13 protein-coding genes are annotated in these 12789 nt (G+C 60.3%); 7 read left to right on the top strand and 6 right to left on the bottom strand.

Annotation, left to right across the window (positions count from 1 at the left end; translation table 11 throughout):
- Together OA90_RS29105 and OA90_RS28705 are read left to right on the top strand one after the other, a co-directional pair.
- A partial coding sequence (locus OA90_RS29105) for a hypothetical protein (RefSeq protein ID WP_244274682.1) occupies positions 1 to 283 on the top strand: 283 nt, incomplete at its 5' end.
- An 83-nt stretch (positions 284 to 366) separates the two neighbouring features.
- Positions 367 to 579 (top strand): hypothetical protein, encoded by a 213-nt coding sequence (locus OA90_RS28705; RefSeq protein WP_156510616.1) that lies wholly within the window; start codon positions 367 to 369, stop codon positions 577 to 579.
- Positions 580 to 644: 65 nt separating this feature from the next.
- On the opposite strand, the gene OA90_RS23960 is transcribed toward OA90_RS28705, so the two are convergent.
- The 3 genes from OA90_RS23960 to OA90_RS23945 all read right to left on the bottom strand — a co-directional run bounded on the left by OA90_RS23960 (position 645) and on the right by OA90_RS23945 (position 5098).
- Positions 645 to 1709 carry a hypothetical protein gene (locus tag OA90_RS23960; protein ID WP_068418745.1) on the bottom strand — a complete coding sequence of 355 codons (1065 nt, stop codon included), beginning with the start codon at positions 1707 to 1709 and terminating at the stop codon, positions 645 to 647.
- A gap of 307 nt (positions 1710 to 2016) precedes the next feature.
- Positions 2017 to 3687 carry a formate--tetrahydrofolate ligase gene (locus OA90_RS23955; RefSeq protein ID WP_068418741.1) on the bottom strand — a complete coding sequence of 557 codons (1671 nt, stop codon included), beginning with the start codon at positions 3685 to 3687 and terminating at the stop codon, positions 2017 to 2019.
- Between the two features lie 499 nt (positions 3688 to 4186).
- The gene (locus OA90_RS23945) at positions 4187 to 5098 is read right to left on the bottom strand and encodes a DMT family transporter (protein ID WP_244274704.1); all 912 of its coding nucleotides are present in this window, start codon (positions 5096 to 5098) and stop codon (positions 4187 to 4189) included.
- A 90-nt stretch (positions 5099 to 5188) separates the two neighbouring features.
- Between OA90_RS23945 and OA90_RS23940 the strand changes: the two genes are divergently transcribed.
- The 4 genes from OA90_RS23940 to tdh all read left to right on the top strand — a co-directional run bounded on the left by OA90_RS23940 (position 5189) and on the right by tdh (position 9060).
- Entirely contained in the window at positions 5189 to 6100 is a 912-nt protein-coding gene (locus OA90_RS23940; RefSeq protein WP_068418732.1) for a LysR substrate-binding domain-containing protein, read from the top strand.
- A gap of 70 nt (positions 6101 to 6170) precedes the next feature.
- Complete coding sequence (locus OA90_RS23935; RefSeq protein WP_068418729.1) at positions 6171 to 6731, top strand: helix-turn-helix domain-containing protein; 561 nt, start codon at positions 6171 to 6173, stop codon at positions 6729 to 6731.
- Between the two features lie 104 nt (positions 6732 to 6835).
- Positions 6836 to 8023 carry a glycine C-acetyltransferase gene (locus OA90_RS23930; protein ID WP_068418726.1) on the top strand — a complete coding sequence of 396 codons (1188 nt, stop codon included), beginning with the start codon at positions 6836 to 6838 and terminating at the stop codon, positions 8021 to 8023.
- On the top strand, positions 8020 to 9060 hold the full coding sequence (tdh, locus tag OA90_RS23925; protein ID WP_068418723.1) for an L-threonine 3-dehydrogenase: 1041 nt from the start codon (positions 8020 to 8022) through the stop codon (positions 9058 to 9060). Before OA90_RS23930 ends, tdh begins: the two co-directional genes overlap by 4 nt.
- 138 nt (positions 9061 to 9198) lie before the next feature.
- On the opposite strand, the gene OA90_RS23920 is transcribed toward tdh, so the two are convergent.
- Together OA90_RS23920 and OA90_RS23915 are read right to left on the bottom strand one after the other, a co-directional pair.
- On the bottom strand, positions 9199 to 9402 hold the full coding sequence (locus OA90_RS23920) for a YgaP-like transmembrane domain (protein ID WP_068418719.1): 204 nt from the start codon (positions 9400 to 9402) through the stop codon (positions 9199 to 9201).
- Positions 9403 to 9486: 84 nt separating this feature from the next.
- Positions 9487 to 10695 (bottom strand): crosslink repair DNA glycosylase YcaQ family protein, encoded by a 1209-nt coding sequence (locus tag OA90_RS23915; protein ID WP_068418716.1) that lies wholly within the window; start codon positions 10693 to 10695, stop codon positions 9487 to 9489.
- A gap of 202 nt (positions 10696 to 10897) precedes the next feature.
- Here OA90_RS23915 and OA90_RS23910 point away from each other — a divergent pair, with 202 nt between their 5' ends.
- Entirely contained in the window at positions 10898 to 11668 is a 771-nt protein-coding gene (locus OA90_RS23910; RefSeq protein WP_068418712.1) for a sulfite exporter TauE/SafE family protein, read from the top strand.
- A 148-nt stretch (positions 11669 to 11816) separates the two neighbouring features.
- Here OA90_RS23910 and OA90_RS23905 read toward each other — a convergent pair whose 3' ends face one another.
- On the bottom strand, positions 11817 to 12788 hold the full coding sequence (locus OA90_RS23905; protein WP_244274707.1) for a GlxA family transcriptional regulator: 972 nt from the start codon (positions 12786 to 12788) through the stop codon (positions 11817 to 11819).
- Position 12789 lies beyond the last annotated feature (1 nt).

The following is a 12789-nucleotide window of genomic DNA, read 5'->3' as shown; positions in this document are numbered from 1 at the left end:
TCATGTCACCACACTCGCCTGTGTCGCGCAGTTGCAAGGTGAAGACCTCGAGCTCCTGGAGGCCATCGTCGAAAACGATGACAACCTGACCTATGGCAGCATCGTCAGCGTCCAAACAGGTCAGGACGACTATATTACAGCGCTCACCGACGACGGCATCCACGAATTGAAAGACATGCTCGCCGAAGCCAGAAGCTCAACCGAAAACTGGAACGGCTTCCTCGATGACTTCGTCTCAGATCCCCACGTCATTGCCCGCGTCAAGGCCCAATCGCCGCGGTAACAATCGGCCGGTTACGGTTATGGAGGTATCACGCGTGGGTTCCGTAACGGCTTTTCCCGCTACAGCTTGGGGGGGCGGCGACAGTGACCAGCTACGATCCCAATGACGCGCTTCGTGCGCGACAGTTCAACCGCTGCATGACGCAAAAGGGATATGAGGTCATTTCCCGTCCGGTCTGCGCCGACGAGCGTGATGCGCTTGCCTGTACGAGCCGCGCCGGACAGGCGCGGGGGGGCCGGATGAGCTATGTCTCCGGTGAACCGGGCATCGCCAGCCGATGGCTCAGGACGCGGTGAGCGTGAACAGGGAGGCCTTGTGGGCGGAGCGGCTGGAAGCCGACAGCGCTCTCACAAGGTATTCGTCAGGGTGACACCGCGAAGTTGGCGGCCCAGGTGTTCTTTCCGCTTCGAGGTGAATTGATGATCTTAAGCTCCAGATTCGAGCCGCCGAGGCACCTGCGGACCCAGTCCGCAAGGGAGAACGCATAGTTCATGTTCATGTCCCTTCCAGGGTGATCTGTAAGACTTTGTATGGTGTTGTTGAATTTTGAACTGTTCCTGCCCGATGCAAACCGCATTTTCACCTTCGTAAGGGACCCGTCGAATTTCAGAGCCCAGCCAAGGCACTCCTCCTGGCGGCTGCCGGCAAGAGCGCAAAGGCTCCCGTGTGCCTGGCCGTCAATGAGACTGCTGATCTGGGCCATCCAGTCCGGATCGTTTGTGAGAGGGTTGAACGGGTTTGCCGGAAAATTGTAAATCGGTATGTCTTTGTCGATGCTCAGGATCTGACTTGCGGTAATCTCGGGGTTCATGTTCATGCTAGCCTGAGGATGGATGATATTCATGACGCCATCGTCGTCAGGACCATAGTTTTCTATATAATTCTCCGCGGCTCGGCTGTTTCTTGGCGGTTTCCGGCAGTAAGCCGGGGCCATGTAGCAGCGCATCGTGGTAAGGTCAGTGATGCCGACATAGGAGACGAGCGGAAGCCGGCGCCGGAGCGCCCACATCCTTGCCATTAGCGGTGTGCTGCTGAGCGCATTCCTGAAAGAGTTGGCACGCAAGCGTGTCATCACCAACTGGGTGCGGTTGTCGTTTTGGTATCTCTTTACAGTGACACCAGCGCCTACGTAACCGCTCACTGCTGGGTCATCTAGATCGAGATCGCGCCGCCCACTTGTCTGTATCTGCCGCTCCAGTTTTTCCAGCAATTCGCCGTATTGATCCTGTTTGCCCCTGGAAGCCAGCACTCTCACCTTGGCGATAGCAGTGAGAACCGCAAAGTTGCGTCCTGGACCAGCCGGCATCTTCATGGCTTCAGTCACAGGCTGCATCGTGAGGGATTGGCGAAAGCCTCGCCCGTACCAGTGCTTCGTCTCGTAGTTTTTAAGATAGATGAGATACTGATCGTAACCCATTAACGGCATGGGAAAGCTTCCTTTGGCAGTTGTTGCCGGGAAAATCCCGAGGCCCGCTGTTCAGGCACTCTGCAATCAGGCGGAGCGCTTCCCGAACGAGGCATCTGCTCCGGCAAGCTTGATATTCTGGTCGCGCGAAACCTCTCTTCGAGATCATCAGCCAAAGGTTACGACAATTGACGAAGGGCCACCTGTGCCGCAGGGCACAGCAAAAACGGCAGTGCGCGCACGAGGAACGCTCGCCCATTTCGAAGCTGAGGGTGGACCTGACGCCTCGCACTTGTTTCGCGGACAGGAGCGAGGCGAGGTTCGTGTCCTAGAAAAGCCCTTCGATCTGCCCGTTGTCATCCAGCCGGATGTGATTGGCTGATGGCACGCGCGGCAGGCCGGGCATGGTCATGATCTCGCCGCAGATCGCCACGATGAACCCGGCGCCGGCGGCCAGGCGCACTTCGCGCACCGGGACGCTGTGGCCGGTCGGGGCACCCCGCAGTTGCGGATCCGTCGAAAAGGAATACTGCGTTTTGGCCATGCAGACCGGCAGATGGCCGAACCCGTCCGCCTCCCAACGCCTGAGCTGATCGCGCACGGACTTGTCCGCCAGGACCTCGTCAGCCCGATAGATTCGCTTGGCGATGGTCTCGATCTTCTCGAACAAGGACAGGTCGTCGTCATACAGCGGTGCGAACTGGGCCGTGCCACTTTCGGCAAGTGCCGCGACATGTTCCGCCAGCGCTTCCGTGCCCGCCGAACCGTCGGCCCAATGGGTGGCGAGGATCGCCTCGACGCCGAGTTCGGCGCAATAGTCCTTCACCGCCTGAACCTCTGCTTCCGTGTCCGCCGTGAAGTGGTTGATGGCGACAACCGCCGGAACGCCGAACTGCTTGATGTTCTCGATGTGACGGCCAAGGTTGGCGCAGCCCTTGGTCGCGGCCTTGACGTTTTCGGCTCCCAGATCGTCCTTGCCGACACCGCAGTTCATTTTCAGCGCGCGTATGGTGGCGACGATGACGACGGCATCCGGGTGCAGCCCGGCCTTGCGGCATTTGATGTCGAAGAACTTTTCCGCCCCGAGATCGGCGCCGAACCCGGCTTCCGTGACGACGAAATCCGCCAGTTTGAGGGCGGTCGCGGTTGCGGTCACGGAGTTGCAGCCATGGGCGATGTTGGCGAAGGGGCCGCCGTGGATGAAGGCTGGATTGTTTTCCAGCGTCTGGACCAGGTTCGGCTGCAGCGCTTCCTTCAGGAGAACGGTCATCGCACCATCGGCTTCCAGGTCCCTGGCGGTTACTGCCGATCGGTCGCGGCGGTAGGCAACGATGATGTTGCCCAGACGCCGCTGCAGGTCGTCGAGATCGGTCGCCAGGCAGAGGATCGCCATGATTTCCGAAGCCACGGTGATGTCGAACCCGGATTCGCGCGGAAAGCCGTTGGCGACACCGCCAAGAGAGCAGACGACGGACCGGAGCGCCCGGTCGTTCATGTCGATGACCCGCCGCCAGGTGACCCGGCGCTGGTCGATTTCGAGCTCGTTGCCCCAGTAGATGTGATTTTCGATCAGCGCGGCGAGCAGATTGTGCGCCGAGGTTATCGCGTGGAAATCGCCGGTGAAATGCAGGTTGATGTCTTCCATCGGCACCACCTGGGCATAGCCGCCGCCGGCCGCGCCGCCCTTCATGCCGAAGCAGGGTCCGAGCGAGGGTTCGCGCAGGCAGATCATCGCGTTTCTGCCGATCCGGTTGAGACCGTCGCCGAGGCCGACCGTGGTCGTCGTCTTGCCTTCACCCGCAGGGGTCGGGTTGATCGCGGTGACCAGGATCAACTTGCCGTCCTTGCGGCCATTGAGGCTTTTCAGGAAATCCGCGGAAATCTTGGCCTTCGTCCGGCCATAGGGCAGAAGTGCCTCTTCGGGGATATCCAGCCGCGCTCCGATCTCCGTGATGGGTTTCATGCTGGCGGCACGGGCAATGTCGATATCGCTGGCCATTGGCTCTTGCTCCAAGCGTTTTCTGATTTATCGGGGATTAAGTGGACTGAGACCGCTGTGCCCCCTTTGCATGAACGCTACGGGTGAGGGCAGTGCAGCAATTGTTTCATATGCGACAGGATGAGCCCCGGAAGCGACGGTTTCACGGCATCTACGGGCGAGTCCGAGATCCTCGGTTACTGTGAGAGGGGTACGCTGCGGTGCACCCGTGGCATAGGCGGCGCCCGGACGTAGCCGCGACACGGAAAGATTGAACTTCTCTGTGGCGCGGGATCGTGACGAAAAACAGCAGCACGGTCAAGATGGTGAGCACGGAGCCGATCCTTATCATGACTTCACCGTCCTGGTGGATTGCCTGCACGATGCCGGGGATCAGGAGGGCACGCAGGACGCTCAAGCCGTACAGCATAAATGCCGGTTTTGTACGGCCTGCACGAGGCATCGCATCGCGCCGCGCGCGGCGGATCATCTGGCCCCGGGATCATTTGTTCGTATTGGGCTATTGTTCGGTGTTGTGCATTTTAACGGACATGAGGAACGCGCCGGCCGCAACCAGAACCATTCCTCCCGTTTCCCGCGCTGTGGGCAACTCGCCAATCAGGATCACGCTCCAAAGAGCAGCAAACAGAAGATATGTCGTGTCGAAGACGCCTACGGTCGGCGACGGCGCCAGTCTGTAGGCCTGTGCGACGGCTGTTGCGACGATCGCGAGAAAAACGCCGAGCACAGCGAACACAAACCAGTCTTCAGGCATCAAGGGCTGCCAGACCGCAAGGGCGAACGCGTCCTGTTCGTCAGGCATAAACTGCGCAATACCGAGAAGGACCGCGCCACTGGAGATTACGAGTGTCACATTCAGGTTCCATGCCAGAACCATGGGGGCTTCTGACTGGCATCTGCTGCGGGTGAGGATGGCGGCAATTGCATAGAAGAGAGCCGCGAGCAGAGGCAGGAGTGTCACCAACGTCAGAGTGCCCACCTCTGGTGACACCGCCAGCGCCACGCCTGCAAGTGTGAAAAGAACCGCGATCCACTGCTGTCGGCTTATCTTTTCCCGAAGCAGGAAATGCGACATGACCGCCATCCATGCCGAGGAGGAATAATAGCATGCTGCCGCTAGGGGAAGTGACATCGAGGGTAGCGCTGCATAATAGCAAAACCACACTCCGGTGAGGCAGAGGCTGCGGGCCCAGACCCAGGCCGGCCGCCTGGGAAGTAGGTTTGCCGGATGAGTCAGAGTGCAAATCGCGGCTGCGATCACGGCACCAGCCACAAGCGAGCGCAGAAAAACGATCTGCCCGAGACCGAAACGGTCGCCCGTGATTTTCACGAAGGCGTCGGAAAGCGACAGCAAAAAGACCGCAAACAGAATCGAGACGATGCCGAGCGTGCGGGAATCCAGTCGGTTCAAATTTGAAGCTATCCATTCCATAATTGATGAAGAACAGACATCAACATGTTAGAAAATGGAATTATCGTCTAAAATAGATGAGATTTTGGAATGGAAAACATCACGCGGGCCTTGCCTCATCTCGGACGTCTTCGCCCGTTCGAGGCGGCGGCGCGTCTGGAGAGTTTCACGGAGGCGGCGCTCGAACTGCGGCAAACTCAGACCGCAGTCAGTAAACAGATTGCCGCCTTGGAAGAGGATCTAGGCGTTCGTCTGTTTGAGCGCCGGAACCGGGCCGTGTTTCTAACCGAAGAAGGACGCCGGTTCGGAGAGGTGGTGAGTGCTGCGCTGGGCGACATAGCGGCGGAAGCGGCCGAGCTCCGTGGAGGCGGGCGTCCGGGCGGGCTGCTGCTTCATTGTCAGCTATGTGAGGCGTTTTACTGGCTTATGCCGCGCCTGTCGCGTTTTCACGAATGCAATCCGGGTATTGAACTTCGGATAGTAAGCTCCCTGGCGCCATTGACTCAAGCCACCGAGCCCTTCGACGTTGCAATTCAGACTTCCGGACGCGCTTCGGGCAGTGCCCGCCTCGCTTTCACGGCATCAGAAGAGATTTTCCCGGTTGTGTCCCCCAGGCTGATAGCGGGAAAACAGCTTCCCCTGTCCCTGGGGGACATGGCAGATTTTCCCTTGCTCTCACACAGAGTGCTTCCGAAGGACTGGATGGATTGGCCGGATTGGTTCAACGTCGTTGGTACGCCTTTGCGGCGCGACATCCGCACGATCACCTTTGACAGCTTTCCGCTTGTGCTTCAGGCCGCTGTTGCAGGTCAAGGCATGGCCTTGGGCTGGGGACGGACCGTGGAGAGTCTGCTGGACGAAGGCAAGTTGATACGCCCCTGTCGGGAAATCGTAGAGCGCCCGACTGAAATCTCGGTTTTTCGGGGCACCAGATCCGGTAATCACCGGGAAGTTCAGGGGCTCCTTGACTGGCTCCGGGATGAATTTTCAAGACCGGCCTGATTGTGCCCGTGGTCTCCCAAAAAGCGACATTGCGATTGCAATGTCTACCCAAACGGATTTTACTTCCGTCATGACAGATAAGCATATTCTCGCGCGCTTGCCTGCGCGCCTCAAGAAAGCCCGGCGGGCACAGGGGCTGTCGCTCGAAGCGGTAGAAAAGCTTTCGGGCGTCTCGCGCTCCATGGTGAGCCAGATCGAACGCGGCGAATCCAATCCCACCGTCGCGACGCTGCTCAATCTGACCCGGGCGCTGAATGTCGACTTTGCCGGCCTGCTGGGTGAGGAAACCGCGGAGGACCGGGTCGAAATTCTGCATGAGCATCAGACCCCGGCGCTGGACCGCGCCGGAGAGGGCTGCAAGATCCGCATTCTCTCGCCGCCGCAGGACGCCGGCCGCCACGAGGTCTATGAGCTGATATTCACGCAGGGCGGTGTGCTCGACAGCAGGCCGCATGAACGGGGAACCCGCGAGCAGCTGATCGCCGAAGACGGGCAACTGCAGGTGACCTCCGGTGTCGCCAGCGGCATCATCAGCAAGGGCGACACCGCCCGCTATGCGGCCGACGTGCCCCATTGCATCGAGGCGGTCAACGGACCTGCGCGGGCCATATTGCTGGTGGTGAAGTTCTAAAACCGCCCCGGAAACAAATTTCCGTCATAATGGAAAGAGAATCTTTTATTCCGAATAAAAATCCGGCATAGTGGATGAAAGTTCCATTTTGCCGGAGAAGTCCCGTGTCCGACGCTTTCCTGACCCATATCACCGAGACCCTGAAAGAGATCGAAGCCGAGGGACTCTACAAGCGCGAGCGGCTGATCACCTCTCCGCAGGGCGGGCGCATCACGGTCGGCGGGCGGGACGTCATCAACCTTTGCGCCAACAACTATCTCGGCCTGGCCGATCATCCGGCGCTGGAAGAAGCGGCACGCAAGGCGCTCGGCCCCAAGGGCTACGGCATGGCGTCCGTGCGCTTCATCTGCGGAACCCAGGACATTCACCGTGAACTCGAGCAGCGTCTGGCAAAATTCCTCGGCAAGGAGGATTCCATCCTGTTCGCCGCCTGTTTCGACGCGAATGGCGGACTGTTCGAACCGTTACTCGGTCCCGGGGACGCGATCATATCGGACGCGCTCAATCACGCCTCGATCATCGACGGCATCCGCCTGTGCAAGGCAAAGCGCTTCCGCTACGCCAATTCCGATATGGCGGATCTTGAGGCAAAGCTGAAGGAAGCGCGTGCGGCAGGCTGCCGGCACATCATGATCGCCACAGACGGTGTCTTTTCGATGGACGGCTATCTGGCCAATCTCCCCGGTATCACCGAACTCGCCAATCGCTATGACGCGGTGGTGATGGTGGACGACTGCCATGCGACCGGTTTCATGGGCCCGAAGGGCGAAGGCACACCCGCCCATTTCGGCGTTGATGTCGACATCCTCACCGGGACGCTCGGCAAGGCGCTGGGCGGCGGCATCGGCGGCTACATCGCCGGACCGCAGCCGGTCATCGACCTTCTGCGCCAACGGGCGCGGCCGTATCTGTTTTCCAATTCCCTGCCGCCTGCGGTCGTCATGAGCGGCCTTGAGGCGATCCGGCTGGTGGAGGAGGGGGACGAGCTGCGCCGGGCCCTCTTCGACAATGCCCGCTACTGGCGCGCCGGGCTGGAACAGCTTGGTTTCACGCTGCTGGCGGGCGAACACCCGATCATTCCGGTGATGCTTGGCGAAGCACACCTGGCGCAGGCGATGGCCTCGCAACTCTTCGAGGAGGGCGTCTACGTCTCCGGCTTCTTCTTCCCGGTGGTGCCACGGGGACAGGCACGCATCCGGACGCAGATGAACGCGGCGCTGACCCGGGACGATCTCGACCGCGCACTTGAAGCTTTCGAAAAAGCCGGCAAGGCGACGGGGGCCCTGTCATGACCAGCAACCAGATGAAGGCCCTTTGCAAGTCCGAGCCGAAAGAGGGCCTGTGGATGATGCGGGCACCGGTGCCGGACATCGGCCCGGACGATGTTCTCATCAGAATCAACAAGACCGGCATCTGCGGTACCGACATTCACATCTGGAACTGGGACGAGTGGGCGGCACGGACCGTTCCCGTGCCGATGATCACCGGTCACGAGTTTGCCGGCGAGATCGTCGAACTGGGCAGAAACGTCACCGACTTTCAGATCGGTCAGCGCTGTTCCGGCGAGGGGCACCTGATCGGCAAGAACTCCCGTCAATCTCGGGCGGGAAAGTTTCACCTTGATCCGGAAACCCGCGGCATCGGCGTCAACGAACAGGGCGCTTTTGCTGAATACCTGCGCTTGCCTGCGTTCAATGTCGTGCCACTGCCGGACGAAATCGACGATGAGATCGGCGCCATTCTCGATCCCCTCGGCAATGCGGTACATACTGCGCTCAGCTTTGACCTGATCGGAGAGGACGTGCTGATCACCGGTGCGGGGCCGATCGGCATCATGGCCGCGGCGGTTGCCCGTCATGCAGGTGCGCGCAATGTCGTCATCACCGACATCAACCAGGCGCGGCTCGATCTGGCTGCCAGGGTCGCAGACGTCTTTCCGGTGAATGTCGCCGAAGAAGATCTAAAGGGCGTTGAAAAGAAACTGGGCATGCGCGAGGGCTTCGACGTCGGGCTGGAAATGTCCGGAAGCCAGGTGGCCCTGGATCAGATGGTCGAAAATCTCGTCATGGGCGGCCGGATCGCGCTGCTTGGCATTCCGCCCGGCAAGTCACCGGTTGACTGGTCGAAGATCGTTTTCAAGGCGATCACCATCAAGGGGGTCTATGGCCGCGAGATCTTCGAGACCTGGTACAAGATGATCGCCATGCTCCAGAACGGCCTTGATGTGCGAAAGGTCATCACCCACCGCTTCGCCGTCGATCAATTCGACGAAGGCTTTGCCGCGATGAAATCCGGCGAGGCCGGCAAGGTGGTTCTCAACTGGAGATGATGGACGGCGTCGGAGCGCTAGCCAAATCCCTACCTTCGCAGGGACGCCGAGGCGTGCAATGCCAACCCACTCCGTCACCTTATGCGACTGGAGCGTTTTCTCTCAATTGAGGCCGGAAACTTCGCTACCGGCGTTATGTCAGGCAAACCCTGCCTTCTGCGGAAGACCGAGCTTCTTCAGGGTCATTACCACCGGGCAGAGACCGGTGAAGGACGCCTGTATCAGATGCAAGCCGAGAATGCCTGTCAGCCAGAGCCAGTTGATGTTGACGTAAACGGCGAGCAGCACCGAGGCGAGTACCAGCACGCCGACGACCAAGAGAATTCCCCGTTCCACTGTCATGACAGTCTCCGATAAGTAAATAGTTTCGATACTTTGAAACTAACCCCTCCGGTTACCGCGAGCCAGTAGAACGGCCGCGCCATTTCAGCGCAGCCAGGCACTCTCGAAGCTGATATCCCTACAGCCGGAGAACCTGGCGGTTCTTGCCAGTTCGGCTTCCAGTCGCGCAAGGCGGCCCTTGGTCATGCGGATGCCGTCTTCCGGCCAGAACGCACGGATGTTCAGCCGCCCCTCGGCCCTGAAGACCTTCATGTCGATGCGGCCGATCATCCTGTCGCGCTCCAGGACCGGAAAGACATAATAGCCGTATTTACGTTTGGGTTCGGGCACGAAGATCTCTATGCGGTAGGAAAATCCGAAGAGCCGCTCGGCGCGTTTGCGGTCGCGCAGCGCCGGGTCGAAGGGGGACAGGATGCGGACGCGAGCCGGAGGCTCGGGCAGGGCGTCCAGCGTCTCCAGCGTTTCGGGATAGGCGAACGCCTTGCGCGGCGGACCGTCCACGCACTCGATTTCGATCTCCACGATGGAGCCTTTCTCAAGAGCGCGCTGGCACCAGAGTTTCGCTTCCTGTGGTGTTATCAGGTCCCAGAAGGCAGCGATTTCCCCGGAGGTGGCGAACCCGAGCCGGTCGAGCGCGGAGCGGGCCGCCCAGTCGATCGTCTCCCCGGTGTCGATACGCGTGGCCCGATGCTCCGCCGGAATGACGCGTTCGGTCAGGTCATAGATTTTCTTGAACCCATCCCGTCCGCAGACGGACAACTCACCCGTACGCCAGAGGAATTCCAGCGCGGTCTTTGACGGGTGCCAATCCCACCAACCGCCGCTGCTGCGCTTTTCGTCTTCGCCGACCGTCGCGGAGGTAACCGGGCCATGCGCGCTGACCTGTTTGAGGATCGCGTCGAATTTTTCCTCAAAACCGTCGCGCCGCCAGTTTCGCCAACGCCCGATGAGCCTCTCCTTGTCGCGCGAAAACCGAAGGCGCCAGTGTGGAAAGAAAGCCGCCGGAATCACGGCTGCGTCGTGGGTCCAGTGCTCGAACAGATGCCGGTCCCGTTCCAGCAGCCGTTTCAGGTTCTTTTCCTTGTAGGCGGGTCTGCGAGCCGCAAGGATCATGTGGTGGGCACGGGCGACCGTGTTGATACTGTCGACCTGCACGAATCCGAGCTCGTCGATGACCGCCGCCAGGTCTTCGCCCTTGCCATTTCCTTTCGGAGCGCTGCCAAGGCCATGTTTGTCGAGGAAGAGGCGCCGCGCGGATGCGTTCGGCAGTCTGGGAGGCTTGATGGACGTCATGTCAGGAGGTTAGCACTTTCACTTCGGAGGTGGAACGCCGCCTGGCCTTCTTCCAGAGCAACTTTCGCGGCCGGGACTTTGACAATCCCCGGGTTGGTTCTATTCAGGACGGGTTCGACACCCTTGAATTTCGGATCCGGCGATTTGGAAAATGAAGTACCCAATGCAATGAAGAGGCTCGGATGAGACGGAGAACCAAGGCGTGACGGGGCTGACGGCGGTCTCACCTGAGCTGATCCTCGTCGCGGTGCTGGTCTTCATCTGGGCGGGATTCGTCAAGGGGCTGGTCGGTTTCGGCTTGCCGACGATCGGTCTCGGTCTGATGACGGTGTTCGTCGGTGTCGAAAAGGCCATGGTGCTGATCCTCTGGCCGGCGTTCCTCGTCAATGTCTGGCAAGCACTGTCCGGCGGATATCTCAAACCGCTGCTGCGCCGCCTGTGGCCGTTCCTGCTGGCGGCCGTTGCCATGCTGTCCGCCGGCACCTTCATCCTGACGCAGATACCGGACGGTGCGGCCGATCTGCTGCTTGGTGTGCTGATGGTCGCCTATGCGGTTCCCATGCTCATCGGCATTGTCGTGAGCATTCCCGCCAGGCTGGAAGTCCCGCTTGGCGTGGGACTGGGGCTGATCAACGGCATCCTCTCCGGATTGACCGGGTCCTACTCGGTGCCCGGCGTCATGTATCTCCAGGCGCTTGGTTTGAAACGGGACGAGCTTATCCAGGCCATGGGACTGCTGTTCCTGCTGTCGACCATTGCGCTGGGGGCATCTCTGGGCGGGTTCGGATTGATGGGCGGGCGCGAAGCCCTGGCGTCGCTGGCGCTGGTGGTTCCCTCGCTTGCCGGCGTCCTCACTGGCCAGAAAATCCGCCGGCGAATCTCCGAGACCGCCTTCCGCAGGCTGATCCTCGCCTCGATCCTGCTGCTTGGCCTTTACCTCATACCCCTGGGGCTCTGGCGGCTGATTCATTAGGGCGTAAACTCATAAATGAAGACCCCCGAACGTCGGGCTGTCACGGCCCTCAGCCGGGACCCGCAATCGACAACGAGGCCCCGGCTCAGGGCCGGGGCGGCGATGACCTATCGCGAGACCATCCAGTCAGGACAGTGTTGAGCGCCGGTTACTTGGCGACGAGGCGCATTGGCGGTGTTGCCGTGCCGACGCCGGAGGTCTGCTTTGTGTTGGCCCATTGATAGGACTGGCGTTCCTCGGTTGGCGTGCACAGGAAGCGCTCCCGGTAGCATTTGGTGAAATGCGAGGTCGAGGCGAAGCCGCAGGCCAGGGCGACGTCCAGAACCGGACGGCTGGTCCGGCGCAGAAGGTCGCGGGCCGTTTCCAGACGCAGGCGCAGGTAATACTGACCCGGCGTGCAGTTGAAATGACGGCGGAAAAGGCGTTCCAGCTGGCGCGGCGACAGATTGACCGTCATGGCAAGCTGCTGGCAGCTCAGCGGGTCTTCGATATGCAGGTCCATGATGCGAATGGCATCGAGGATCTTGGCGTTGGAGATGCCTGTGCGCGCCTCGATATCGTGCCGCTGGGCGGATTCGCCCGACCGCATGTTCTGGTAAAGCGCGACCTCGGCCACTTCATGGGCGAGATAAGCGCCATGCTGAATGGCGATCAGCCGCAGCATCATGTCGAGGGACGCCATGCCGCCGGCGCAGGTGATACAGTTGCGGTCGATCGCGAAAATGTCGGAAGTGACCTCCACGTCCGGAAATTCCTCCCGCAGCGAGCGCAGGTTTTCCCAGTGAATGGTGCAGCGCCTGCCGTCGAGAAGATTGTAGCGGGCAAGCAGGTAAGCTCCGGTGCAGATCGCGCCGAAGGTCCGGCCCATCGCGTTGAGTCGGCGCAGCTTGCTGCCGAGGTCGGGGTCCAGGGGAAGCCGCTCTACGTCAATACCAGTACAAAGAAGCGTGATATCGGCGTCGTGAAGTTCACGAATAGATTTATTTACGGTAACTTCGCAAGAGTTACTTGCCAGGACTGAATTCCCGTCAAGGGAATAAGTTGTCCATGCATAGTAGTCTCTCCCAAGTAGCCTGTTTGCTATTCGCAAGGGCTCAATGACGCTGGCGAATGCGTTCATG

Source organism: Labrenzia sp. OB1 (assembly GCF_001624695.1).
In the GTDB taxonomy this organism is placed as follows: Bacteria; Pseudomonadota; Alphaproteobacteria; order Rhizobiales; family Stappiaceae; genus Roseibium.
The sequence above is the reverse complement of the archived record's forward strand: the minus strand, read 5'-3'. Positions and strand labels throughout refer to the sequence as shown.